This is a genomic window from Thauera sp. 63 (genome assembly GCF_000310165.2).
Taxonomy (GTDB): Bacteria; Pseudomonadota; Gammaproteobacteria; order Burkholderiales; family Rhodocyclaceae; genus Thauera; species Thauera humireducens.
The window spans coordinates 1-1,356 of the sequence record NZ_AMXC01000076.1; the positions used below are offsets into that span (position 1 = coordinate 1).

A 1,356-nucleotide genomic window follows, 5' to 3' on the forward strand; every position below is an offset into this window, starting at 1 on the left:
GAAGTACGAATCGGATTCGATCAAGATCCACGTCACCGGCTTTGCCAAGGTCGTCGGCGACCTGATCGAGGGCCTGCAGCAGGTCATGATGTTCTTCGCTGTGGCGATCGTGATCTGTACCGCGGTGCTGTACTGGTACACCCGCTGCCTGCGCAGCACTTTGCTGGTCGTTGCGTGCTCGGTTGTCGCGGTGGTGTGGCTGCTCGGTTTGCTGCCGACACTGGGCTACGAACTGGACCCGTACTCGGTGCTGGTCCCCTTCCTAGTGTTCGCCATCGGCATGAGCCACGGCGCGCAGAAGATGAACGGCATCATGCAGGACATCGGCCGGGGCACGCACCGCCTGGTCGCTGCGCGCTACACCTTCCGCCGCCTGTTCCTCGCTGGTCTCACCGCACTGCTGGCCGATGCGGTGGGCTTTGCGGTGCTGATGGTGATCGACATCCAGGTCATCCAGGAACTGGCGGTGACCGCCAGTATCGGCGTTGCCGTGCTGATCTTCACCAACCTCGTGCTGCTGCCGATCCTGCTCTCCTACACCGGCGTCAGCCCGGTCGCGGCAACGCGCAGCCTGAAGGCCGAGCTGATGGAGGCCAACGACGCTCAGCACGGCAAGCATCCGTTCTGGGCCTTCCTCGACCTCTTCACCCAGCGTAAGTGGGCGTCGATCGCGGTCGCGGCCGGTCTGGTGATGGGCGCGGTCGGGCTGGCGGTGAGCTTCCAGCTCAAGATCGGCGATACCGACCCCGGTGCGCCCGAGCTGCGCCCCGACTCGCGCTACAACCGCGACAACGCCTTCATGACCGCCAACTACGCGGCGAGCAGCGACGTCTACATCGTCATGGTGAAGACGCCTCAGTATGCCTGCGGCCAGTACGACACACTGATGGCGGTCGATGCGCTCGAGCGCGCGCTGCTGCAGCTGCCGGGGGTGGAGGCGACGAGTTCGCTGGCCGGGCTGGCCAAGGTGGCCAACGCCGGCATGAACGAGGGCAGCCTGAAGTGGCTCGAGATTCCGCGTTCGCAGGACATGCTCAACGCCATCATCACCCGCGCGCCGCGGGAGATGTTCAATCAGAACTGCGACCTGCTGACGGTGTATGCCTACCTCAAGGATCACAAGGCCGACACCCTGGCCAGCGTGGTGAAGGTCACCGAGGACTTTGCGGCCCAGTATGGTTCGGATCAGATCCGTTTCCTCAACGCGGCCGGCAACGCCGGCATCGAGGCGGCGACCAATATCGTCGTGCGCAAGGCCAACGTGCAGATGCTGTTCCTGGTGTACGCGGCGGTGATCGTGCTCGCCTTCATCACCTTCCGCTCCTGGCAGGCGGTGGTCTGCGCGGTCGTGCCGCT

1 protein-coding gene is annotated in these 1,356 nt (G+C 64.5%); it reads left to right on the forward strand.

Annotated elements, in window-relative coordinates:
- Positions 1-1,356 (forward strand): efflux RND transporter permease subunit (locus C664_RS20000; protein ID WP_004294745.1); only part of this gene is annotated, 1,356 nt, incomplete at both ends.